19 protein-coding genes and 1 tRNA gene are annotated in these 22,485 nt (G+C 53.4%); 6 read left to right on the plus strand and 14 right to left on the minus strand.

Features of this window, described 5'->3' with window-relative positions; all coding sequences use genetic code 11:
* Positions 1 to 2 precede the first annotated feature (2 nt).
* Positions 3 to 1,382, minus strand: a complete 1,380-nt coding sequence (gene tilS, locus GEOB_RS17025; RefSeq protein WP_012648495.1) for a tRNA lysidine(34) synthetase TilS — start codon at positions 1,380 to 1,382, stop codon at positions 3 to 5.
* A gap of 76 nt (positions 1,383 to 1,458) precedes the next feature.
* A tRNA-Met gene (locus GEOB_RS17030) sits at positions 1,459 to 1,535 on the minus strand.
* Positions 1,536 to 1,790: 255 nt separating this feature from the next.
* Between GEOB_RS17030 and GEOB_RS17035 the strand changes: the two genes are divergently transcribed.
* Together GEOB_RS17035 and GEOB_RS17040 are read left to right on the plus strand one after the other, a co-directional pair.
* Positions 1,791 to 2,036, plus strand: a complete 246-nt coding sequence (locus GEOB_RS17035; RefSeq protein WP_012648496.1) for a YtxH domain-containing protein — start codon at positions 1,791 to 1,793, stop codon at positions 2,034 to 2,036.
* 358 nt (positions 2,037 to 2,394) lie between these two features.
* Entirely contained in the window at positions 2,395 to 3,396 is a 1,002-nt protein-coding gene (locus GEOB_RS17040; protein ID WP_012648497.1) for a GGDEF domain-containing protein, read from the plus strand.
* A 2-nt stretch (positions 3,397 to 3,398) separates the two neighbouring features.
* Here the strand turns inward: GEOB_RS17040 and GEOB_RS17045 are convergent, their stop codons facing one another.
* The gene (locus tag GEOB_RS17045) at positions 3,399 to 4,265 is read right to left on the minus strand and encodes an SDR family oxidoreductase (protein WP_012648498.1); all 867 of its coding nucleotides are present in this window, start codon (positions 4,263 to 4,265) and stop codon (positions 3,399 to 3,401) included.
* A gap of 134 nt (positions 4,266 to 4,399) precedes the next feature.
* On the opposite strand from GEOB_RS17045, the gene GEOB_RS17050 reads away from it, so the two are divergent.
* Entirely contained in the window at positions 4,400 to 4,966 is a 567-nt protein-coding gene (locus tag GEOB_RS17050) for a tetratricopeptide repeat protein (protein WP_012648499.1), read from the plus strand.
* 10 nt (positions 4,967 to 4,976) lie between these two features.
* Here GEOB_RS17050 and GEOB_RS17055 read toward each other — a convergent pair whose 3' ends face one another.
* Both GEOB_RS17055 and GEOB_RS17060 read right to left on the minus strand, forming a co-directional pair.
* The gene (locus GEOB_RS17055; RefSeq protein ID WP_012648500.1) at positions 4,977 to 6,536 is read right to left on the minus strand and encodes a 4Fe-4S binding protein; all 1,560 of its coding nucleotides are present in this window, start codon (positions 6,534 to 6,536) and stop codon (positions 4,977 to 4,979) included.
* The gene (locus GEOB_RS17060; RefSeq protein WP_012648501.1) at positions 6,533 to 7,414 is read right to left on the minus strand and encodes a DUF362 domain-containing protein; all 882 of its coding nucleotides are present in this window, start codon (positions 7,412 to 7,414) and stop codon (positions 6,533 to 6,535) included. The genes GEOB_RS17055 and GEOB_RS17060 overlap by 4 nt, the downstream gene beginning before the upstream one ends.
* A gap of 130 nt (positions 7,415 to 7,544) precedes the next feature.
* On the opposite strand from GEOB_RS17060, the gene GEOB_RS17065 reads away from it, so the two are divergent.
* Entirely contained in the window at positions 7,545 to 8,966 is a 1,422-nt protein-coding gene (locus GEOB_RS17065; RefSeq protein ID WP_012648502.1) for a nicotinate phosphoribosyltransferase, read from the plus strand.
* Between the two features lie 9 nt (positions 8,967 to 8,975).
* On the opposite strand, the gene GEOB_RS17070 is transcribed toward GEOB_RS17065, so the two are convergent.
* Positions 8,976 to 10,637, minus strand: a complete 1,662-nt coding sequence (locus GEOB_RS17070) for a class I adenylate-forming enzyme family protein (RefSeq protein WP_012648503.1) — start codon at positions 10,635 to 10,637, stop codon at positions 8,976 to 8,978.
* Between the two features lie 153 nt (positions 10,638 to 10,790).
* Between GEOB_RS17070 and GEOB_RS17075 the strand changes: the two genes are divergently transcribed.
* A complete protein-coding gene (locus GEOB_RS17075; RefSeq protein ID WP_012648504.1) occupies positions 10,791 to 11,393 on the plus strand; it encodes a nicotinamidase in 603 nt (200 codons plus the stop codon).
* 102 nt (positions 11,394 to 11,495) lie between these two features.
* Positions 11,496 to 12,557, plus strand: a complete 1,062-nt coding sequence (locus GEOB_RS17080; protein ID WP_012648505.1) for a 3-deoxy-7-phosphoheptulonate synthase — start codon at positions 11,496 to 11,498, stop codon at positions 12,555 to 12,557.
* 126 nt (positions 12,558 to 12,683) lie between these two features.
* Here GEOB_RS17080 and serA read toward each other — a convergent pair whose 3' ends face one another.
* The 8 genes from serA to GEOB_RS17120 all read right to left on the minus strand — a co-directional run bounded on the left by serA (position 12,684) and on the right by GEOB_RS17120 (position 22,206).
* Positions 12,684 to 14,306 (minus strand): phosphoglycerate dehydrogenase, encoded by a 1,623-nt coding sequence (serA, locus tag GEOB_RS17085; protein WP_012648506.1) that lies wholly within the window; start codon positions 14,304 to 14,306, stop codon positions 12,684 to 12,686.
* A gap of 45 nt (positions 14,307 to 14,351) precedes the next feature.
* Entirely contained in the window at positions 14,352 to 14,975 is a 624-nt protein-coding gene (locus GEOB_RS17090) for a phosphoribosylanthranilate isomerase (protein WP_012648507.1), read from the minus strand.
* 67 nt (positions 14,976 to 15,042) lie between these two features.
* Positions 15,043 to 15,846 (minus strand): indole-3-glycerol phosphate synthase TrpC, encoded by an 804-nt coding sequence (gene trpC, locus GEOB_RS17095; RefSeq protein WP_012648508.1) that lies wholly within the window; start codon positions 15,844 to 15,846, stop codon positions 15,043 to 15,045.
* Between the two features lie 14 nt (positions 15,847 to 15,860).
* Positions 15,861 to 16,913: an anthranilate phosphoribosyltransferase gene (trpD, locus tag GEOB_RS17100; RefSeq protein ID WP_012648509.1), complete on the minus strand. Its 1,053-nt coding sequence runs from the start codon at positions 16,911 to 16,913 to the stop codon at positions 15,861 to 15,863.
* 30 nt (positions 16,914 to 16,943) lie between these two features.
* Positions 16,944 to 17,525 (minus strand): anthranilate synthase component II, encoded by a 582-nt coding sequence (locus tag GEOB_RS17105; protein WP_012648510.1) that lies wholly within the window; start codon positions 17,523 to 17,525, stop codon positions 16,944 to 16,946.
* A 73-nt stretch (positions 17,526 to 17,598) separates the two neighbouring features.
* Positions 17,599 to 19,074 (minus strand): anthranilate synthase component I, encoded by a 1,476-nt coding sequence (gene trpE / locus GEOB_RS17110; RefSeq protein WP_012648511.1) that lies wholly within the window; start codon positions 19,072 to 19,074, stop codon positions 17,599 to 17,601.
* A gap of 84 nt (positions 19,075 to 19,158) precedes the next feature.
* The gene (locus GEOB_RS19495; protein ID WP_012648512.1) at positions 19,159 to 21,084 is read right to left on the minus strand and encodes a cache domain-containing protein; all 1,926 of its coding nucleotides are present in this window, start codon (positions 21,082 to 21,084) and stop codon (positions 19,159 to 19,161) included.
* A 3-nt stretch (positions 21,085 to 21,087) separates the two neighbouring features.
* The gene (locus GEOB_RS17120) at positions 21,088 to 22,206 is read right to left on the minus strand and encodes an ABC transporter substrate-binding protein (RefSeq protein WP_012648513.1); all 1,119 of its coding nucleotides are present in this window, start codon (positions 22,204 to 22,206) and stop codon (positions 21,088 to 21,090) included.
* Positions 22,207 to 22,485 lie beyond the last annotated feature (279 nt).

Here is a 22,485-nt window from a genome sequence, read left to right on the forward strand (position 1 = left end):
GCTTAAGCTGTGGAATCAACAATCTCCAGCTTCAGCACCGAGGTGGTATCCGCCGTTATCCTGCCTGAGGCTGACGGCATGACCCCCCCCACCCAGAACAGGGTGTCACCGGAAAAGAACAGCGGTATGCGGCGCCGGGACAGAAGGGGTACCTTGCGATCGATGAAGAGGTTCTTGACTTTTTTTGACCCGGCCATGCCGAGTGGGGAAAATGCATCCCCCGGCCTGAAGGTGCGAATTTGCCAGGGGAAAGGCACTGTATCCATATCTAAATAGACCACATGCGCCGATATATTTTCCCAGGTCCCCGGTGCCTGGGCAAATTCAACTGTAAAGGAGCCTCCACATGGAATGGCATAGCTGCCAGGGCCCTCAACATGAAGTTCATACTGTTCCGGCGGTGTATAGTTCTCACTGCTGAAGACAAGCTTTTCGTAGCGGCGCATCACGGTAATTCCGCGGCTGAGATTGACTTTGCCGCTTGGCTTGCGTGAGAGAAGAAGAAGGTCCACATCGTTGAGATGCACAGCGCTGATAGTTGACAGATCGCCTTTGAGTTGCTGCAGTGCCTGCCGATACATGCGGATGCGTATTCCCCTGGGTTCCATATCCGCTCCAGCGACTGAGATTGATACCTCCCCCGATCCTACTAAGGCATGGTTGGCGAACGCAGTTGCAGTAACTGCCTCCAGTATTTTCTCGTCTTCGGAGAGAGCAACGGCGGTTGTAGCCAGACGCTCGGTAATGGCTGGATTATAACCCCTGAGGAATGGGATCAATTCATGACGAATGCGGTTGCGGAGGAAATTGAGATCGGCATTGCTGCTGTCGGTCCGGTAGCCAAGCCCCTTTTTGTCCAGGTATGATTCAATTTCCCTGCGGGTAACCGAAAGCAGTGGACGGATGATCAAGCCGGCAGTAGTTGAGGTCATGGCGCGTAAACCGCTGCCCCCAGCGCCCCTGATAAGCCGCATCAGCACTGTTTCCGCTTGATCGTCGGCATGGTGTGCAACTGCAACTGACCTGGCATTGCAGTTTATGGCAAGCTCCTTCAAGAACCGATAGCGGGCAACGCGGCCGGCTTCTTCCAGCGACATCTTACTCTCTCGGCTAAGAGCAAGTACATCCACAGCCTTTGTCACGAAGCAAACGCCGTATCCTCCGGCCAATTTGCGGACAAATGCCTCGTCTGCATCAGATTCGCTCCCACGGAGACAGTGGTTGAGGTGGGCTACTATGAGACGAAGCTTCGATGACCTGAGGCCGGCAAGCACATCCAGCAGGGCAACTGAATCAGCACCGCCGGAAACGGCAACGATAACCGTATCGCCAGGACTGATAAGTCTGTGTGCCCTTATGTAGCTATTAACCTTTCTCCACATGAATATCGCCTCGAAAATCCCAATGAATAAACTGCGGCTCCAGATACAAAAAAACCCCTCGTTGGAGGGGTTGAATTGGTGGCGGTGCAGGGACTTGAACCCCGGACACTACGGATATGAGCCGTATGCTCTAACCAGCTGAGCTACACCGCCAAAATATTTATAAGTACGCTATGAATTGTTCAATTAACCAAAGGCGGTTGACAAGAGACCTCACTATATAAAACACCCACGGTAGATTGTCAAGAAAAAAACCTGTCGGAAAAACAGGGGCGGTTTCTCCGTCTTTTCCAGTAAAATGTGGTCTTTTCACGGACACAAAAAGATGACAACAGGGCTTTTCTTGAAACAGAATATATGTTAATAATATTTCTGGTTTTACATAATGAACCGAAAGGAGCTCTATCCATGTCAAATAACAGGAGTAACGAAAACACCGCAATCTTGGCTTTTTTGACCGGCGCCGTCATCGCTGCCGGTGTCACTCTCCTTCTGACCCCTAAAACGGGAAAAGAGGTTCGTGAAAAACTCGGTGAAGCCAAAGACGAGGCACTGGACAAACTGAAATGCTGCGCCAAGGAAGCAAAATTCAGAATGACACCAAAAACCAAGGGTGAAGCTCTTCAATACGATGGGGGCGATGGTTGGATATAAGCCCTCACGGGACAAAGTAAAGAAGCGACGGGAAGGTTCTCTCTTGCCAGAGGAACAGAGCCTTCCCGTTATAATGCGTGGCTACATTTGTCCAATTCTGCAATACTGACTCTCCATTTTAATAGCCTCCCCGTCATTTCCAACCTTTTCACTTTCTTGTCAAACTTGAAAAACAATCCATCTTCCGATGATCGCGGCACTGAATTTTATCACTAAAGAATTTTTCAAGCCATCCCAGACCCCAATCAAGCATAAATTATTACTGAGGAATTGAAAATATTTCTGTGAGATTTATTGATGGCAGATTTATTGCGTCTGTTTTTCATTAGTTCCAACATTCAAAAAAGGCCATATCTCTATGTATGATGCCGTCCACAACCGGGTTTTTGAATATCTGGAAAAAAGATCCAAGATCTCGCTTCTTTTCTCCGGTTACATTCTTGTGGCTATCCTCGCCTACGTTGATTACGTAACTGGCGATTTCTCGATTATTCTCTTTTATCTGATCCCGATATTCCTGGTGGGCTGGTTCGTCAACAAACGCTCCGTTTTCTTCATCTGCCTGTATGCCGCCCTAGCCAGCCTATGCAACCAATTTCTCACACACCCTGCCACCACGACATTTCACCATTCATGGGACTTCATCATCGAATCCAGCTATATGATCCTCCTGGGGCTGATGTTCTCAACCCTGCGGGAAAAACATGATCAGGAAAAGCAGCTGGCCAGGATCGACCCGCTGACACGTGTACTGAATCGCCGTTACCTGTATGAAATGGCGGAACAGGAGATAAATAGATCCAGACGCTATGACCGCTTTTTCAGCATTGCATATCTAGACCTGGACAACTTTAAGGCAATCAATGACACAAAGGGGCATCATGTGGGCGATGATCTTTTATGCGTTGTAGCCGGTACCATTGTGGAAAATATGCGCTGTGCAGACATGGTGGCTCGCATCGGTGGGGATGAGTTCGTCGTTCTCATGCCGGAAACTGGCGCATCAGACGCTAGATCAGCCCTTGTCAAGCTGCAGGAGAGGCTTATGGAACGGATGGGGGCAAGGAACTGGCCGGTCAGCTTCAGTGTCGGCCTGGTAACCTATTATTGCCCTCCGACATCGGTTGATGAAATGTTGAAAAAAGCGGATGGGCTGATGTATGAAGTCAAATCCCAGGAAAAGAACTCTTTCCGGCACGAAGTGGTCGAAACAAGTATGCTGAGGGAGCATCCTTCGCCGCCAAGGCCGGTAAGGATGCACTCGGGGAAGTCACTTTTATCAGGCGGATTCACAATAACCATCCTTACTGATTTAAAAAACAAAATTGATACGGCAAAAAAAGATCGGACGATTCAGTGAAGCTACACACAAGCTTTCAAACCGTCCTCAAGTGAAGGGTAGAGCAACTTGACCCCCAGCTTACGTAACATTTTGCCATTGTCCATGCGTCGTGTTTCGGAAATGTAGGAGAGCATCAGCGGGCTCATCACCTGGTGCGCCTCCTCATGGGAAACTTGACGGGGACGCGGGAAGCCAAGCAAATCAGCGGCGGCATTGAAGTACTGGGTCATGGTACCGGTCTGTCCATCGCTGATATTGAAAATATCTCCATCCTCCCCCTTGTCAGCTGCAGCAACGCATATCCGGGCCAGATCGGCGGCATGAACACGATTGGTTGGCGGCGACAGGTGCTCATACAGAAGCGGCTGCCCAGAGGCCAGTTGGGTGACCGGCAGCCGTCCCGGCCCATAAATGCCCGTTACCCGCAAAATTATGACCTCGACCTTCTGTTCCTTCCCCCAACCCTGAAGCACGGTTTCGGCGTCAAAACGCCGCTTTGCCCGGGCAGTCTGCGGATTGGGTGGAGTTTCTTCGGTGACGACTGCATCCCCGCAGTCGCCGTAAACACCGCTGGTGCTCATGTATATAATCCGGCGCGGCCCATTTTCTGCCTTTATGGTTGCGCAAAAGTTGCGCATGCGTGAGTCCTGGTAACCTCCACCCGGTGGAGGAGCCAGGTAATAAACCAGGGCATCCTTTAACGGCAGATCTGCCAAGGAGGCGGGATCATCCAGATCTCCCGAAATCCCCCGAATGCCAAGTGTCTGCAGCTGCCCCATCTTTGCCTCTGCCCGTGAAAGGGCGGTGATGGTTGCTCCTGTCTCCTTGAAAATAGCGGCAACACGCTTGCCAATATCTCCACATCCTATAATCACTACATTCTTCACCGGTTATCCTCCATCTTTTACGAACTTCACATCAGTCTCTTAGCAGAATCCTCCTTCTGTTTCCAGAAAAAATCCTTCTCCAACTGAAGTTATCGTTTTTTTTTGCTATACTGGAAACAAATGAGGAGAAAATAATGAAAAAAATTATCCTTACTTTAATTTGGAGTTGTCTCATTCCGTTGATGGCCTTGCCGGCAGCATATGCCCTGGTGGAAAAGGAACCCCCGATCGAAGAAGAACAGGGGTTCGAGTTCCTTGGTGCCGCCGAATGGATGCAGAAAGGGCTGGAGCTGAATGGCCAAGGGCAGTATGAGGAGGCCGCCGAGGCGTTTCTAAAGGTAATATCCGTAAACCCCGACGATGCTGTCGCCTGGTTCAGCCTGGGCACGGCCAAAGCCTTCAGCGGCAGTTATGAGGAAGCGGCCGGGTTCCTCAGCCAGGCACTTGCTTTTGATCCCGACCTGATGGTTGCCTACAGCAACCTGGGAGCAGTATATGGGAGACTGGGGAGGTTCGAGGAAGCACTCGATGCCTATTCCCAGGTGCTTCGTCTCAGACCTGACGATACAAACGCCCGTTACAACAGGGGCATCGTTTTTGCGGGTCTGGGAGACCGGGACTCGGCCCTCAAGGAGTATGAACTGCTGCTGGCAACGGATAAGGAATTGGCAGCCGCGCTTCTTCAGTTCATCGGCATGTAACAGAAGTAGATCAGGTTTTCTCGCCCCCATAAGGATCTTCAGCTTCCCTTTTTCCCGGATCTGCTTTAAGCGGTGAACGATCTTTGACGGCAAATACCTTAATCCCCTCTTTTCCTTCCAATGGGCAGACATTCTCGCAGATACCGCAGCCGTTGCACAGCTCATCCACCACATACGGCTTCTGAAGCAGGATCTTCCTGCCGTTCAGATCAACATCTTCTACCGATTCAGATCTGATGGCCTTTTGCGGTATGGGGCAGTGCTCCTCGCAGACAATGCAGTTGGTTTTGCGGGCAAAGGGGAGACAGTGGTTCTTGTCCAATACAGCCTTGCCTATGACCGCCAGTTTTTTTTCGGCCACGGGCAGATTGGGAATTGCCCCAGTGGGGCAGACCTGACCACAGAGGGTACAGTTGTATTCGCAGTAACCCAGTCGAGGAATGACGACAGGAGTGAAGAGGGACTCTGGCCCGGACTGCATGACTGCAGGATAGAGAGCACTTTTAAGACAGACCTTCATACACTCGCCGCAGCGAACGCACTTCTTCAGGAATTCCCCCTCAGCCCTGACCCCCGGTGGCCTTAACACCAAAGCCTCCGCTTCAGGGTGGCGAAAGCGAAAGAAACCTGACAGGAAAAAGCCGGACACCAGTCCCCCCAGGAGGACCCGCCGCTCGGGGAGATAGGGTTGATCGTTTTTACCCAGGAACCGGAAGTTGAAACTGATCCTCCGCAAGCGGCAGGCCCGAAGACAGTCCATGCAGAGGATGCATTCATCCTGCTGCAGGATTTCCCTGTCGAAGGAAGTGGGACAGACGGTACTGCAGGCCTTGCAGTCCGGACAAAGATCGACCGGCATTCTTTTGAGAGGCGAAAAACGGGCGACCATTCCCAGCAGGGTGCCCAAGGGACAGATATTCCTGCACCAATTGCGCCGTTCATAACGTTCGAGAAAGATGATGGCGATAAACATCAAGGCCGAAACGAAAGCGAGCGGATAGAAAGTTTCCCGGAACGGAAGCAGGTGGTCGCGCATCACCCCGTAAGCCGGTTCGAGAAAATCGCGCTGCTCTCCCACCAGCTGGTAAAGCTCCGTCCATCCCTGGCGCACGGCATCACCCATGAGTGGATAGAAGAAAAAGGTCAAGGCTCTTAGGAAAATGGCTATTGGATCCAGAACTCCCGCCAGATTGATATTGAACAGGGCCAAAGAAAGGAGGGGAAGGAGCAGCCAGTATTTGAGATTTCCTTTCAGGAATTTCAGCGGCGCCGTTTTTTTGATCCGGTCGGTGACCAGGTCGAGAAAGGTGCCCAGGGGGCAGATCCAGCCACAGAAAAAACGCCCCAGGATCAGGGTGAAGAGGATTACCAGCAGAGCCGGCAACAGCAGCCAGGTAAAAGATCGGACAGCTGCCAGATAGGAGGCCAGCACCAGCGGGTCAGTCCGAAAAAAGCTGTTTATGGCTGCAGGAATGGTATCGTTGCCGCGATATTCGGTCTGAACGAACAAAAAGAGAAACAGGATTAAAAACAGCAACTGGCTCAGTCGGGCGGGATTGATCTTCTTCATGCTTTAACTATTGTCACCTTTTTCAGATCCATTTCACCGAGTCCTCTCTTGCTGGCGGCAACAGTTACAGCAATATCCTTTGGTTTCAAACCGAAAAGAGTGGTCGCATAGGCATCGGCAGCAACTATGTCCGTGGAAGCTATGACTTTATTGAGAATTTTTACATCCTTAAGGTCGCCACCTTGCGGACCGTGGGCCGTCAGCACCCTTGTGGCATCCACCACCACCAGGTGTGTTTTCAGCACGCTGTTCACGTCTGCCAGTGCCGCGTCGATATTTTTGTGGATGCTCCCCCGGTTCCCCCCCATCACCCCCATGACATTCTTCAGCCCCAGGGTCAGCTTGGTCAGCCCATGATGCTTGGCAACGGGCACATTGATAAAAACATCGGCCTTGAGCACCTCGTCGTACAGGTCCCACTCGCTCAACACTCCCCCACTGATGGGCACCTTGCGGTAGCGGCCGCTATCCATGTACTTTACCTCGACTTTTTTCATCCCCTTAAGTGCCGCCGGTATACCGCAGTTTGCATAACAGCGCCGCTCGTCATTGCAGGTGCGGTCGAAGACCTTTACCTTTTTTGCTCCGGCGCGCAGGGCTTCTTCAACCACCGCCCTCACCACCAAGGGATTGGTGTTGGCTGCCTGCTCCGGGTTCCGGTCCCATCCCATGTTGGGTTTGACCACAACCACATCCCCTTTTTTGACGAACCTGTTCATACCACCTATGGCAGCAATGGCATTTCTCGTTACCTGAGCATGGTCCTTTCCCTCGGCAACAGCTACCACCGGACCGCCGGCGGCCATAAGATCCCTGAGCAGCCATTGATGGAAAACAGCCGAAATCCCTAAAAGCCTGAGAAATGCCCTTCTTTTCATTGGTCGCCCCCTCCGCTAGCGATGAAATTTCTGAATTTCAACTATACCTTTCACCCTTTCCATGTCAACACTGTTCTATCCATGACAGAGCAGGAAGATGTGTTATAGTTCTTGATCAAAGGAGACGCAGATGCGATTTTCACCCCTTATCACCGATCTCTATGAACTGACGATGCTGGCGGGCTACCTTGAGGAGGGAATGCACGAAACGCCGGCGGTGTTCGATCTCTTCTACCGCCAGAACCCGTTCAAGGGTGGCTACGCCGTTTTCGCCGGGCTGGATACGGCTCTCACCTATCTGGAAAACCTTGCCTTTGATAAAGAGGAAATCGCCTATTTAAAGGGGCTCAATCTCTTTCGCCCCCGTTTCCTTGAGTTTCTCCGGGACTTCCGTTTCAGGGGGCGGATAACGGCCCCTGCCGAAGGGACCGTTGTCTTTGGCAACGAGCCGCTTCTGACCGTGGAAGGGAACTTGGCCGAAGCCCAGTTCGTGGAAACGGCATTGCTCAACATCATCAACTTCCAGACCCTTATCGCCACCAAGGCAGCCCGCATTGCCCATGCGGCAGGAAATGCCAAGGTAATAGAGTTCGGACTGCGTCGCGCCCAAGGGCCCGATGGCGGTTCAAGCGTCGCCAGGGCCGCCTATATAGGCGGAGTACGCAGCACCAGCAACGTCATGGCTGGTATGCAGTATGACATTCCGGTAAAGGGGACGCACGCCCATAGCTGGATCATGGCCTTTCCCGACGAACTGACCGCTTTCCGCGCCTATGCAGATGTCTTTCCCGACAGCAGCATCCTGTTGGTCGATACCTATGACACCCTCAAAAGCGGCATGGTCAATGCCATCACCGTCGCCGGAGAACTGCGTGCCAAAGGACATGAACTGGTCGGGGTACGCCTCGATTCCGGCGATCTGGCCTACCTGAGCAGGCAGGCCAGACGCATGCTCGATGAAGCCGGTTTTACCGAAGCGAAGATCGTCGCCTCCAACGAAGTGGATGAATACGTCATCGAATCGATCCTTTCCGAAGGGGGAAAGGTGGACATCTATGGAGTCGGAACCAAGCTGGCAACCGGTATGGGAGATGGAGGAGGAGCCCTCGGCGGTGTCTACAAGCTGGTGAGGATCGGCGCAGAACCCAAGCTCAAGGTGACCAGCGATATTGCCAAAGCAACCCTCCCCGACCGGAAGAAACTGCTGCGCGCATTGTCAGAGGATGGTTCCTGCATCATGGACATTATTGCCCTGGCTGACGAGAAGATCGAAATCGGCCGAAAGGTCTACAACCCGGTCAACCCGCTGCAGTTTACCCATATTCCCACAGGGGTGCGTTTAACAGAACTGCGTACAGTTGCTATGGAAGAGGGCAAAAGGACAGGCTCTTCGTCGACTCTGGATCAGCTTGCGGACCGTTGCCGCCAGCAGCTCGCCTGCCTCCCCCAGGGATGTCTGCGCTTTATCAATCCCCACACCTATAAGGTTTCAATCAGCAGCGGGATTCATGATCTGCGTCTGAGGCTTATGGAAGAGCTGCAGCAGGCTTAGGTTCGAATCTCACCCATGGGACCCGGTCCCGGAAATGATTGCCACATCCGGCTTGACATCCTGGTCCTGCTTTGCTTCCAGCATGGTTGCGCTCAACGTAGCCATGCCGGCATCCTGCACCACCGCCGCACACTTCGGATAGTCGATTTTTGCAGTGGCCGTTTTCGGCAGGGCATCCATGAGCCTTACTTCTGCCGGCAGTTTGTATCTGGGAAGCAATTTTACACAGCGGTTCAGAATCTCCTTTTCCGAGCATCCCTTCTCCAGGGGCGAGGCCACAGCCAAAAGCCGCTGCCCCAACAGCAGGTCAGGCACACCGACAACCGCCACCTCAGCCAGAAGGCCTGTGGACATCATGACCTCTTCTATTTCCCGTGGATTTATCCGGTGGCCTCCTATTTTGAGCAGGTTATCTTTCCTGCCCACAACGAAATAGTATCCTTCGCGGTCTCGGTAACCAAGATCTCCCGTATGATAACCATTGTCATCCAGAACGTTCGCCGTATGAACGGAGTCCTTCCAGTATCCCTGCATGATGTTTGGGCCGGCGGCCACCAGTTCGCCCGTCTCCCCTACCGGCAGCTCCCTCCCCTGCTCATCCAGAACACGCAGCGTGACGCCGGCAATGGGCCTGCCGATGGAGTCGATCCTGGTCCTCAATGATTCGTGCTCCAGCACGGTCAGGCGTGCCGAGGCCTCGGTGGCGCCGTACATTATATAAAGCTTTGTATGGGGAGGCAGCACCTGCAAAAGTTCCTCCTTCAACTGCCTTGACATGTGTCCCCCCGCCTGGGAGCAATAGCGCAGAGAGCCAAGCCGGTCACGGTACTGCAACAGGGGTGAGCGCTGAAGCAGATAGGCATAGCTGGAGGGAACCCCGGAGAACCCGGTCACCTGTTCCTTCACCATCTGTTCAATCAACTGTCCAGTGAAGGCAAACTTGTTGTTGACGACCACCGTCCCGCCGGCGGCGAAATGGGTGTTAACCAGCGATTTTCCCATCACGTAGTGGAAGGGAAGCACGCTCATCTGGATATCGGATTCTGTGATCCTGAGAGCTTGGATGATTGCATGGGTATTTGAGACGCAATTCCGGTGGGAAAGCATAACACCCTTGGGTATGGCTGTGGACCCCGAAGTATAGACGATGCTTGCCAATTCGTCCGGGTGCACGGGAATCGCCGGGTTGTCGGCTATGACATTGCTGATGATATCTTCCCACGGGGTGACGGCAAAAGTGACGTTGCAGAAATCACGCGATGGTTCCTTTATCAGGAGTGCCTTCAGCTTACTCCCTTCCAATCCGGATGAAAGATCGAAAAAAATGTTCTCGTGGCGGGATGCAGTAACAATTGCTCCGGGCTGAAGCTCATTGAGCAGCAATTTCAGGCGGTCCGGGTGCATGTCCGTACTGAGGGGCACGGCAACGGCTCCCGCTTTCAGGGTACCATAATAGCTGATGAGATACTGAAGGCCATTCTCAACGAAAATGACGACTCTGTCGCCACGAGAGACCCCACAAGCCATCAAATGTGCTGCGAACTGGTTAGCATTGTTGTTGATCTGGAAGTAGTTGACCCTCAAGTCCTCATGGACGAAGGCGATCTTGACAGGCCTGACAATTGCGTTAGTCTCAAGAAAATGATGAATGAGCGTCTGTGACTTGTACATAGCCCCTCCTGGAACGAGATTGCAAGCAAAACCGGCACATCCCGGACAATTTATTAATTTGTAAATTTTAACAAATCAATAATAGCAGGAGTTTTGTCAGATACAAAGGCGACATGGTGATTTTTTTCCACGATCGTGAAAAGGAGCGTATTTATGCCAGTCAAAATTGAAACTAAGCCGGCACTGCTGATTGTGGATGTGCAGAGAGACTTCTGCCCGGGAGGTATGCTGGCCGTAGCCAAAGGTGACCGAATCATTCCGGCTCTAAACGGATACTGCGAGCTGTTCCGCAAGAAGAACCGACCTATTTTCTTTTCCAGGGACTGGCACCCCCAAGAAACGTCGCACTTCGAGGCCTTTGGCGGTGCCTGGCCGGTACACTGCGTCATGGGAAGCAAAGGAGCGGAATTTCATCCTGCCCTCAAGGTGCCGGAGGTGGCTACGATCATCTCCAAAGGTATGAATCCATCACGGGATGACTATTCTGCCTTTGACGGCGTCGACGACTCCGGCACTCCTTTTCCTGAGCTTTTACGGCGTCTGGATGTGGATACAATATACATCGGCGGACTGGCCACTGATTATTGCGTCAAAGAGTCGGCATTGGCAGCGCTGCGGCAGGGGTTTTCCGTAACCTTACTGGAAGACGCCGTCCGTGGAGTGGATCTCAAGCCGGGCGACAGCTCAAAGGCTATTGCTGAGATGAAAACAACCGGGGCCAAAACCACAAACTTGTCCACTATTGATTTAGGCTGACCTGCGACTGCAACCTCACCCATCATGGCGATTTCGTTGACATTTCAGGTCAAAAGAGCTAGAGTACCGCAGCTCTCACCCTAAGTCGACAAAGGAACAGCCATGATCAAGACCAACAACCTGAAAATCAAGAGCATTACCCCCATCATCGCCCCCACCGATCTGCGGCAGGTATTTCCCCTTTCCATCGAAGCCAGTGAATTCGTCAGCGCCAGCCGGGAAAGCATCAAGAACATCCTGCACGGCAAGGATCCACGCCTGATGGTGGTGGTCGGGCCATGTTCCATCCATGATCCCAAAGGGGCGCTTGAGTATGGGGCAAAGCTGGCCAAGCTTTCTGCCGAAGTTTCAGATCAGTTGCTCCTCATCATGCGAGTGTATTTTGAAAAGCCGCGAACCACCGTCGGCTGGAAGGGGCTGATCAACGACCCTGACATGAACGGCACCCACCTCATTTCCAAGGGGCTCGGCACTGCCAGAAGGCTATTGACCGAGATTATCACCATGAAAATACCGGTCGCCACCGAAATGCTCGATCCTATTACCCCTGAATACCTGGCCGACCATCTCTCCTGGGGGGCCATCGGAGCACGCACCACTGAATCCCAGACCCACCGCGAACTGGCCAGCGGACTTTCCTTTCCCATCGGTTTCAAGAACGGCACTGATGGTAATCTGCAGATCGCCATAGACGCCATGATCGCAGCAAGACATTCCCACAGCTTCCTGGGCATCAACCGGGAGGGGCTTACTTCCATCGTCCAGACCACCGGCAATCCAGACGTACACATGGTCCTGCGGGGTGGAAGAAAACCAAACTATTCTCCCGAAGATATCCGCAATACCGAAGAAAAGCTCAAAGCCGCCGGTCTCCTGCCGACCATCATGATCGACTGCAGCCACGGCAACTCCGAGAAAAACCATGAAAAACAGCCCATGGTGCTGGAAAGTGTTGTCCAGCAGATTGCTGCAGGCAACACCTCTATTTCCGGGGTGATGATCGAAAGCTATCTGGAGGGGGGAAATCAAGCGATGCCAAAGGATATTTCCCAACTGAAGTACGGCGTATCCATCACCGACAAATGCATAGACTGGCAGACTACCGAGACTATCCTGCGCAAGGCACACGCCAGCCTCAAGGCCTGTGGCGGGAGAAAACGGTGATTGGTTATTGGTGATTGGTTATTGGTGATTGGTGATTGGTTATTGGTTATTAGTGATTGGTGATAAAAAAGCCCCGCTGGGAATTCCCGCGGGGCTTTTTTTCACCATTCACCATTCACTGTTTCTTCAGGCGCAGCAGCCCCGATTGCACTTCACCGTGCGCATGTGGATGGCACGGATATAAGTGGCATCAATGGCTGTTTTCATTTCCTCAACAACCTCAGGCGGCACTGCAGAGTCCAGGGAAAGGATGACCATCGCTTCCCCCTTTTTCTCCCGGCGTCCCAGATTCATTGAGGCTATGTTAATGCCATGGGTGCCCATGATGGTGCCGATCTGGCCGATCATGCCCGGACGATCGGTGTAATTGAGAAGCAGCATGTGCTCGTCGGGAGCAAAATCCATGGAATAATCCCGCAGACGGACAATACGCGGTGCTCCCTCGAAAAGAGTACCGGAAACCGTGCGGCGTTTTCCCCCCTCCACTTCGACAATCAGGGTGATCAGGTTGGAGAAGGCCCCGGCCTGGGTCGATTTGGTCTCCTCTACGACAATGCCCATCTGCTCTGCAACAAGACTGGCATTGACCAGATTGACGTCCTGGTCCACCCGGCGATTGAGTAGTGCCGAAAGGCCACAGACGCTGAGGGGAGAGCAGTCGTAATGGGCAATATTGCCAGAATAACTGAAGATAACCTTGGCTATGTTGGTGTCCACCAGCTGGATACCGAAGTCGGAGAGCACGCTCATCAGGTTGAGGAACGGACGCATCTGGTCCATGAGCGCCATATCGAAACGGGGAATGTTGACGGCATTCTCCAGGGGCTGTTCATCCAGATAGTTGAGGATCTCCTTGGATACGTCGACCGCTACGTTGATCTGGGCTTCGAAAGTGTTGGCACCCAAATGTGGCGTCACAACCAACCTTTCCTGGGAAATCAGTTCTTTGAGCACTTCGCTTTTTGGCGGCTCTTCGCTCCACACATCCATGGCAGCGCCATAGACCTTACCGCTTTTAAGGGCATTTAAAAGCGCCCCTTCAGTGATAATGCCGCCGCGGGCAGCATTGATCAGAATAACGCCGTGCTTCATCATGGAAAGCTCCCGCTCTCCTATCATGTTGCGGGTCTCATCGTTCAAGGGTGTATGCAAGGTGATGATGTCGCAGTTCTTGTAGATCTCATCGTGGGATACCAGCTTCACACCAAGATCATGGGCGCGTTTGGCGGCAATGTAAGGATCGCAGGCGAAGACTTCGCATTCAAAGGCCTTGAGCCTGGTAGCGACCCGGCCGCCAACCTTGCCCAGACCAATGACTCCTGCGGTTTTCCCTTTCAGCTCGACACCGGTGAAGGGGGCGCGTTTCCATTCGCCGTTTTTCAGGCTTGCGTTGGCCTTGGTAATATTGCGGCAGAAGGCGAGCAACAGAGCCATGGCATGCTCGGCGGCACTGTTGGTATTGCCGAATGGCGCATTGACAACGATGACCCCTTTGGAGCTGGCGTAATCCACGTCCACGTTGTCGATACCGACTCCTGCCCTGGCCACCATTTTCAGATTTCTGCCTGCATCCAGCAGGTCCTTGTCCACGGTGGTTCCGCTGCGGGTGATAATCACCTCGTAGTCGCCGATAAGTGCCAGCAACTCCTCTTTTTTCAGGCCGAGACGAATATCCAGCTCCACCCGTGGATCTTTCTTCAGCAGCTCCAACCCTTCCTGCGCCACCTCGTCTGTTACGATAACCTTCATTGCTCTTTCCTTCCTTTGTTTAAATCAATCTCCGAACTTCGAACTTTACATAGAACCTAAACATTCCTTGGCCCGCTGGATGAACTGCCGCACCTTTTCCGGGTCCTTGACCCGGTGGGCCGCTTCCACACCGCTTGAGACATCGACCCCGTATGGAGACACGTAGTGGACGGCTTCTGCCACATTTTCCGGGGTCAGGCCTCCCGCAAGGATGATCGGACCGAACTTCTTGGCAATCAATGCCGTATCCCAGTTGAAGGTGACACCAGTACCGCCGAAGGCCTTTGGTGACCAGGCATCCAGCAGATATCCGGCCACATTGTATTCATCCATGTGGTCCAGGCTGGTGATGTCCTTGATTCGGAAAGCCTTGATAACACGCCTGTTGACCGCGGCGCAGAATTCCTGTGGCTCATCGCCATGGAGCTGCACCACATCCAGACGACAGCGGTCGGTAACGGTATTGATAAAATCAAGGGGCGCATGGACAAACAGGCCCACCACCTGGACAAACGGTGGAAGCACCCTGATAATTTCAGCTGCCTGGGCCGGCTCAAGATTACGGGGGGATTGATCGTAAAAAACAAAACCAAGGGCATCGGCGCCAGCTTCCACCGCCATCATGGCATCGGCAACAGTGGTTATACCGCAGATTTTCACCTTTGTCATTTGTGTATACCCTCAGGAATATGCTGATGCTTTATTGTAACACAAGTCAGAACTGTCCCTGAACCTGCTACTCGGTGAGAAGCTCCCGCAGCTTCGCCCCCATATCCGGCTCCCGCATCAGCGACTCCCCGATGAGAAAAGCACCAGCGCCGGCATGCTGCAGACGAATCACATCTGCCCTGAAATGAATACCGCTCTCCGCCACAATCAGCCTCTCCGGCGGAACCAGCGGAGCGAGCCCTTCCGTAACGGCAAGGTCACAGACGAAGGTTCGCAGATCCCGGTTGTTGATGCCGATCAGGGTGCAGTCGGTTTCAAGTGCCGTTTCCAGCTCGGCCCGGTCGTGGACCTCAAGCAGCACGTCAAGGGACAACTCTTTTGCCAGGGCCGACAAGCCCCGCAACTGGTGAATATCGAGCATGGCAGCGATGAGAAGAACCGCATCAGCTCCGGCAGCACGGGCCTCATAGATCTGGTATGGGTCAAAGATAAAATCCTTGCGCAGCAGGGGTAAGCCCACCTGCTCACGAATAAGAGCCAGATAGCTCAAGTGTCCCAGGAAAAAATGTTCTTCGGTCAGCACCGACAGGCAGGCGGCGCCATTTTTTTCATAAACGGCAGCAATCTCCACCGGATCGAAATCGGCCCGGATCAAGCCTTTTGACGGAGAACCCTTCTTGACTTCGGCGATGATGGCGGTCCAGCCGGATTCGCCTGCATTTCTCAATGCCTGCTCAAATCCCCGCGGCTGGTCTTCCAGGTCGGCAAGGCGCGCCTGCACCTCCGCCAGAGGCCTTGCCCCTTTCACGGCAGCAAGCTCCATCTTTTTATGGGCGACTATTTTCTTCAGAATGTCCGGTGCATCAGCCATGAATGATCCGCCTGCTATGCGTTGGTCAGCGCCTTGAGTTTTTCCAGCTTTGCCAGTGCTGCTCCGGAATCTAGCGCCTCGACGGCCAGTTTCACCCCTTCGGCCGGGTTCGCCGCCCTGCCGGCGGCCACAAGTCCGAAAGCAGCATTGATAAGGACCACGTCACGCTTGGGTCCTTTCTCCCCTTCAAGAATGCCCCGCACCGTTACCGCGTTGGCCACGGCATCCCCGCCGCGCAGATCGTCCATGGTACAGCGAGCGAACCCCAGGTCTTCCGGCTTGAACAGCCAGGCCTTCACTTCTTCGGGAGTTACCTCAGCCATGCGTGTTTCCGTGGTCAGGGTGATCTCGTCCATACCGTCCATGCCATAAACGACAAAGCCGCGTCGGCAGCCGAGATTTTTCAGGACATGGGCCAGTTTTTCAACTAACTCTTCCCGATAGACCCCCAGCACTTGGCATGGTGCCCCGGCCGGATTGGTCAGTGGGCCGAGAATATTGAAGATGGTGCGGATGCCGATTTCCTTGCGCGGGCCGATGGCAAATTTCATGGCGCCGTGCAGAGCCGGGGCGTAGAGAAAACCGATCCCCGCCTCATTGATGCAGTTTTCAACGGTTTCCGGCGTCACTTCAAGGCTTATTCCCAGCGCTTCCACCACATCGGCGCTGCCGCAAGCCGAAGAAACGGAACGGTTGCCGTGCTTGGCGACCTTGACGCCGCAGGCGGCAACGACGAAGGAAACGGTGGTGGAAATATTGAAGGTGTTGGTTCCATCGCCGCCGGTACCAACCACATCCAGGATGGTTTCCAGGTCGATGTTGATGTCGTCACGATCCAGGTCGAGCACGTTTTTGCCTACTCTGATCCGGGTTGCCCGGTCACGCATCACCCGTGCGGCACCGGCGATTTCAGCCACCGTCTCCCCCTTCATACGCAAAGCAGTGATAAATGCCGCAATCTGTGCCGGTGTCGCCTCACCGGACATGATCTGGTCCATGACCTGGATCATCTCTGACTGGGAGAGATCCTCCCGTTCCACTACCCGTGCTATCGCTTTCTTAATCATAACGTCCCCTCACTCTTCACCCTTCACTCTTCACGCTTGCCGTCCCCGGCTCATCTCCAGGAAATTACGCAGAATCTCCCTGCCCCCCACAGTCAGGATCGATTCGGGATGAAACTGCACCCCCCAGATGGGAAACTCCCGGTGCCTCAGCCCCATGATGTTGCCATCCTCAACCCAGGCCGTCACCTCCAGACAATCGGGAAGCGAAGTTCGCTCCACCACCAGGGAATGATAACGGGTCGCCTCGAAGGGGTTGGTAAGCCCCTTGAACAGCCCCTTGCCATCGTGGTGTATCTGGGATGTCTTGCCGTGCATCAGGTAATCACAGCGGATTACCTTGCCGCCGAAGGCAGCACCGATGGACTGATGGCCAAGGCAGACGCCGAACAAGGGGATTTTCCCGGCAAAATGCCTGATCGCGGGAAGAGATATGCCCGCTTCAACCGGCGTGCACGGTCCGGGGGAAATGACAATTTGCTCCGGCTTCAGCCGCTCGATCTCTTCAAGGGTAACCCTGTCGTTACGAAAGACCTGCACCTCCTCGCCCAATTCACCAAAGTACTGGACCAGGTTGTAGGTAAATGAATCATAGTTGTCGATCATCAGCAGCATGTGGCTTCCTTCGGAAAGTTCGAAGTTCGAGGTTCGAGGTTCGAGGTTCGAGGTCTAAAGTTCACTTACCAGGTTATTCCAGGCCCAGCTCCACTGTTTCTATGGCCTTGACCACCGCCATGGACTTGTTGACAGTCTCCTGGTATTCGGCTGCGGGCACCGAGTCGGCGACTATGCCGGCCCCGGCCTGCAGATGCACCATGCCATCCTTGATCACCAGCGTCCTGATGGCTATGGCCAGATCCATGTTGCCCGAAAAAGAGAAGTAACCCACGGCGCCGCCGTAAACTTCACGCCGCACCGGCTCCAGCTCGTTGATGATCTCCATGGCCCTGACTTTCGGCGCTCCGGAAAGTGTCCCGGCGGGAAATGTCGCCCGCACAACGTCAAAGGCATCCTTCCCCTCCTCCAGATCCCCCTGCACATTGGAAACGATGTGCATGACGTGGGAATAGCGTTCCACCACCATCAGTTCGGAAACCTGAACGGTGCCGGTTCTGCAGACCCGTCCCAGGTCGTTTCTCCCCAGATCCACCAGCATAACATGTTCGGCCCGCTCCTTTGGATCGGCGAGCATCTCCTCTTCCATGGCCAGATCTTCTTCCCCTGTCTTTCCCCTCGGCCTGGTGCCGGCAATGGGGCGAAGTTCAACCCGGCTGCCTTCCCTGCGCACCATGACCTCCGGTGAAGCCCCCACCACCAGCGTGTCGTCCAGACGGAGAAAAAACATGTACGGAGAAGGGTTGAGGGTCCGTAGCACCCGGTAGATGTCCAGTGGGTCAACGGTCAGCTCTGCCGAAAAGCGCTGGGACAGCACTACCTGAAAAATGTCCCCCGCCCGCACGTATTCCTTGCTTTTTTCCACAGCCTTTTCAAAATCATCCCTGCTGATGCCGGACTTGAAAGAGCATTTTTTTGCCGGGGAGGCAGAAACCTGTGCCGGTAGCGGTGTTTTCAGCTTTCTGATGAGTGCATCGATCTTTGCCGTCGCCTCTGCATAGGCGGCCTCCACCGTTTTGCCGTTGTCCAGATGGGCATTGGAAACGATCTTGATCTTTTGGCTGACATTGTCGAAGATGAGAATGGTGTCGGTGATGACGAAGTAGGAATCGTAGGCGCCGATGACTGCGGGTTTTGCCGCCGGCAGTTCTTCAAAATGGCGCACCATGTCATAGCCCAGGTAACCGACGGCCCCGCCGAAAAAACGTGGAACACCCTCGATCATGACCGGCTGATAACGGCTGAGGTGATCACGGACAAAACCGAGCGGGTCGGCACAGGTCAACTGCCGGGCAGTACCGTCTTCGATAATTTCCACATCATTGCCGATGGTACGGATGACAACGGAAGGATTGGAGCCGAGGAAGGTATAACGTGCCCATTTCTCCCCCCCTTCGATACTCTCCAGTAGAAATGCATATTTGCCGTCGTCAATCTTCTTGAAGGCGCTGACCGGGGTATCAAGATCGGCCATGATCTCCCGGTAGACGGGGATAAGATTGCCCTTTTCGGCAAGGGTGCGGAATGCGGCTAAATCGGGGTAATACATTGGAGCCCCCGTGGACAGGGTGAGGATGTGGTAGCGCTCTGATTAAAACGGAAAGGATTTAAATAGCATAGAGGCCGGAAGGTGTCAAGGAATGGGGGCTGATTGGGGCAGGGTAAAGTAAAAAGTGGCGCCTTTGCCCACCTCCCCCTCACCCCAGACACGTCCTCCGTGGCGGTGGATGATGCGCTGGACCGTGGCAAGGCCGATGCCGGTTCCCTCAAAATCGGCTTCACTGTGCAGCCGCTGAAACGCACCGAAAAGCTTCCCCGAATAGGTCATGTCGAAACCGACGCCATTATCCCTGACAAAAAATATCTGCTCTCCCTCCTTTATAATGCTGTCGAATACGATGGAGGCTTCCTGCTTTTTGGAGGTGTATTTCCAGGCATTTCCCAGCAGATTTTCCATCACGAGCCGCAACAGGTTTCTGTCACCGCTGACAACAATATCCGCTACACTCTTGAATGAAGCATCTCTCTGGGGCGCTGTCTCTTTGAACATCTCTATGATGGACCAGGCCATTTCACTCAGGTTTACCTGTTCGTGCTTCATCTCATTGCGGGATACCCGGGATAGCTCAAGAAGGTCGTCGATCAGGAGCCCCATACGGTCTGTTGCCGCGCATATCCGCCGCAGGTAATTCTGCCCCTGCTCATCCAGTGACGCCAGACAATCTTCGAGAAGTGCCTGGCTGAAACCATTGATGTGACGCAGTGGCGCACGCAGATCGTGGGAAACGGAATAGCAGAACGATTCGAGTTCCTTGTTTGCCGTTTCCAGCTGCAGGGTTCGCTCGGCCACCCGTTGTTCCAGCTCTTCGTTCAGGCGTCGAACCTCTGCATGACTCTTCGACAGTTCATCCTGGCTGTGCAGATACTCATCGATCTGCTGACGGAGTTCCTCTTCAATGGAAGTCAACTCCTCGTTCCGCTCCATCAGCTCTTCTTCCCGCTTGTTGATGGCGTCGGCCATATAGGCAAAAGCTCCCGAAAGTGCCTCGATCTCCCGGAATTCTCCGGGTACGGGAACAAGGGAATAGTCGCCTCCGGCAAGCTTCTGGGCGTTGGTCATGAGCCGGTTCAGGGGAAGAAGAATTTTGTTCAGGCTCCAGGTAGCTGCCAGAACAGAGAAAAAAAGCGCTGCCAGAAGACCGAGCAAGAATATTCTTTCCGTTTTTTTCACCGGTGCATAGGCCTCTTCCACGTCATGGGCAACAACGACCAGCCAGCCGGTTTCGGGAATTTGTACGGCGGTTCCTTCCTTTTCCTTACCTAAAAAGGTGTAACGATAGGTGCCGAATCGACCGGCAAGACCGTCACTGATAATGGGAAGATTATTCAGATTGAACTGCTGCCGGACAATTTTATCATCGGGATGGGCGATGACGTTACCGGCCCTGTTGACTACATAGACATAACTGTAGGACGTGTTGTCCAACTGTTTGGTAATGTTCGTCAACTCCCTCAGATTGACATTGGCGATGACAAGTCCGCCGTCGATGGGAACAGACACCGCAACTGTAGGTTCACCACTGATGGGCGAAATGAAGGTTCCCGACCAATAGATCTCCCCTTCCCGGCTGGCCTTGCGGTAAAAGTCCTGGCCGGTGAAATCTATTCCCAGGTAGTTCTCCCTGATCATTCCAGATGCTCTTCTGTAGCCCACATGGCTGACCTTGCCCCGTGCATCCAGGACGAAAATCGATTCGAAGAATTCATCCGCAGCAATTTCTGCGTTCAGGATCAGGTTCAGATTCTTGCTTTTTTTCAACGCCGGATCCATGTCCAGCTGTTCTGCCAGCTGTCTGACTATCTTCAGCTGGCCCTCAAGGTGACTGCTCACTTCACCGGCAACGGCCGTTGCCAGATTCTTGTTCTGGCGGGCAATATCGTTGCGCAAATCCTGAAAAAGGAAACGGTCGGCAACCAGACCGATAACCATGATCGGTGTTAATACGGTCAACAAAGTAATTATAAATAGTGCATTTTTCAAGGTAATCTTCTTTTTCACGTTTTATCTCACCCTCTGGAAGGTACCGTTTTTAATTACCATAAGAAAAGGTGTACGCTTGGGGTCACCGAATCTGTCTATCATTATTTGATCCTGCAAGCCATTGAAATTTGCCATTGACAGAATTGTCTGTTTCAGCTTTTTCGGGTCGCTGTCCCGTGTCAGCGCTGAAAAAACCAGTTTCGCCGAATCATAGGCATGTACCGAAGCAAAAGTCGGCTCGCGCCGGAATCTCTCCCGATAGTTTTTTCTGAACGCCACATATGCAGGTTGGTCGCTGTTGCGGTCAAAGGTCTGGTAAAAGTTGATACCTTCAACGGCGGTTCCCCCCTGACTCAACAACTCGTCAGTAGTTGACCATTCGGAAACTACGATCGGCATCCCAAAGCCTGATCTACGCAAGTGCTGGCAGATCATTGCCGTATCCATGGCGCCTGCGATAATGAACAGCCCCTGGGAACCACCGGCCTTGATCTGTTCTGCCAAGTGCGAAAAGTCAGCTTTTCCTCCCTTGAAGGGAAATTCCTGCACGATGCGTCCTCCCAGACGCTGATGGTTTTCTCTGAAATATTTATACCAACCCAGGGTGTGGGCTTCGTTTGAAATGTCATAGACGACGGAAATGGAACGAATGTCCAGCTTTTCAATGGCATGGGTGGAGAGAAGGTGCGCCACCTGGCTGCTGGGAGGGTAAACCCTCAGAAAGTAATCATCGATGCCGGTAAGGTCATTACTGCTGGTGGTGGGACTGAGCATGACCAGATGCGCACGGTTGACGACAGGAAGACCGGCCACCGACATGACACTGGTCATATGGCCGATGACTGCAACGGCTCCGGCATCCACCAATTCCTGATCCACCTTCTGCGCTTGTTGCGGATCCTGGGCATCGTCCTTTGACAGAAGCTCTATTTCCCTGCCGGCTATTCCTCCTCCGGCATTTATTTCCTCCACCGCCAGCACGACGCCATCTCGGCCGGCAATACCAAGATCGGCAAATTTCCCGGTCAAAGGCCCTGCATAACCGAGATAAATGGGCTTCTTATCCCGGCAGCCGGTCAGCACCAAAGCCGTCAGCAAAAGAATCATGCTAATAAGCTGCGGGAAAAAACGTCTGGCCATAAACATTCCCCCTTCCGTGGCAGAATCTCGCGGAATACTACATAGTTTCCATCCGGAAACTCCGGATGGAGAAACGCGGAAAGAGGGGATTTTGTTCTGGCAAGGAAATCAAGGGCTTGTGCGGAGACGTACATCGGTACGTCGCACAAGTAAGCCCGCAGATTGACGCTGCCAGGGCAGAAAAGAACCCTTTCCGGATGGAAACTACATAACATGTCGGCTGTAGCGGGAAGAAACTAAATGAAAACATATTATAGTTTTGCGGGTTAATTGTCCATA

The sequence above is a fragment of the Geotalea daltonii FRC-32 genome, from assembly GCF_000022265.1.
Classification (GTDB): domain Bacteria; phylum Desulfobacterota; class Desulfuromonadia; order Geobacterales; family Geobacteraceae; genus Geotalea; species Geotalea daltonii.

Excerpts from the sequence above, each read along its gene's own strand:
- tilS (WP_012648495.1), bottom strand. The coding sequence starts at position 1,382 with ATGTGGAGAAAGGTTAATAGCTACATAAGGGCACACAGACTTATCAGT.
- GEOB_RS17035 (WP_012648496.1), top strand. The coding sequence starts at position 1,791 with ATGTCAAATAACAGGAGTAACGAAAACACCGCAATCTTGGCTTTTTTG.
- GEOB_RS17040 (WP_012648497.1), top strand. The coding sequence starts at position 2,395 with ATGTATGATGCCGTCCACAACCGGGTTTTTGAATATCTGGAAAAAAGA.
- GEOB_RS17050 (WP_012648499.1), top strand. The coding sequence starts at position 4,400 with ATGAAAAAAATTATCCTTACTTTAATTTGGAGTTGTCTCATTCCGTTG.
- GEOB_RS17055 (WP_012648500.1), bottom strand. The coding sequence starts at position 6,536 with ATGAAGAAGATCAATCCCGCCCGACTGAGCCAGTTGCTGTTTTTAATC.
- GEOB_RS17060 (WP_012648501.1), bottom strand. The coding sequence starts at position 7,414 with ATGAAAAGAAGGGCATTTCTCAGGCTTTTAGGGATTTCGGCTGTTTTC.
- GEOB_RS17065 (WP_012648502.1), top strand. The coding sequence starts at position 7,545 with ATGCGATTTTCACCCCTTATCACCGATCTCTATGAACTGACGATGCTG.
- GEOB_RS17070 (WP_012648503.1), bottom strand. The coding sequence starts at position 10,637 with ATGTACAAGTCACAGACGCTCATTCATCATTTTCTTGAGACTAACGCA.
- GEOB_RS17075 (WP_012648504.1), top strand. The coding sequence starts at position 10,791 with ATGCCAGTCAAAATTGAAACTAAGCCGGCACTGCTGATTGTGGATGTG.
- GEOB_RS17080 (WP_012648505.1), top strand. The coding sequence starts at position 11,496 with ATGATCAAGACCAACAACCTGAAAATCAAGAGCATTACCCCCATCATC.
- serA (WP_012648506.1), bottom strand. The coding sequence starts at position 14,306 with ATGAAGGTTATCGTAACAGACGAGGTGGCGCAGGAAGGGTTGGAGCTG.
- GEOB_RS17090 (WP_012648507.1), bottom strand. The coding sequence starts at position 14,975 with ATGACAAAGGTGAAAATCTGCGGTATAACCACTGTTGCCGATGCCATG.
- trpC (WP_012648508.1), bottom strand. The coding sequence starts at position 15,846 with ATGGCTGATGCACCGGACATTCTGAAGAAAATAGTCGCCCATAAAAAG.
- trpD (WP_012648509.1), bottom strand. The coding sequence starts at position 16,913 with ATGATTAAGAAAGCGATAGCACGGGTAGTGGAACGGGAGGATCTCTCC.
- GEOB_RS17105 (WP_012648510.1), bottom strand. The coding sequence starts at position 17,525 with ATGCTGCTGATGATCGACAACTATGATTCATTTACCTACAACCTGGTC.
- trpE (WP_012648511.1), bottom strand. The coding sequence starts at position 19,074 with ATGTATTACCCCGATTTAGCCGCATTCCGCACCCTTGCCGAAAAGGGC.
- GEOB_RS17120 (WP_012648513.1), bottom strand. The coding sequence starts at position 22,206 with ATGGCCAGACGTTTTTTCCCGCAGCTTATTAGCATGATTCTTTTGCTG.